Genomic DNA, 247 nt, shown 5'->3' on the forward strand with positions numbered 1-247 from the left:
CCAGCCAATTGCGCAGCTCAGGGCTGGTACGCCTAGCGATCTCGGCCAACCCATCGGTGTTTCTACGCAGATCTGCAGGCCCGGGCGCCCGGAATTCCTTCGGCTGGCGCAACTCTTTCAAAACCTGCGTCATCACGGCGTCGCGGTTACTCCGGCCGGTCGTGGATCCCTTAAACGTCGGATTACCCTTGAATAGATCAATGACTTCTGAGGAGGGCATGCGGCGCAGCGCGGCCATGGCCTCACG

Annotated in this window: 1 protein-coding gene; it reads right to left on the reverse strand. The window is 61.1% G+C overall.

The annotated features are described in order from the left end of the window. Nucleotides 1–220 (reverse strand): hypothetical protein (locus Q1A75_RS24190; RefSeq protein ID WP_299641591.1); only part of this gene is annotated, 220 nt, incomplete at its 3' end. Nucleotides 221–247: the final 27 nt, after the last annotated feature.

Origin of the sequence: uncultured Tateyamaria sp., assembly GCF_947504105.1 — a bacterium.
Taxonomy (GTDB): domain Bacteria; phylum Pseudomonadota; class Alphaproteobacteria; order Rhodobacterales; family Rhodobacteraceae; genus Tateyamaria.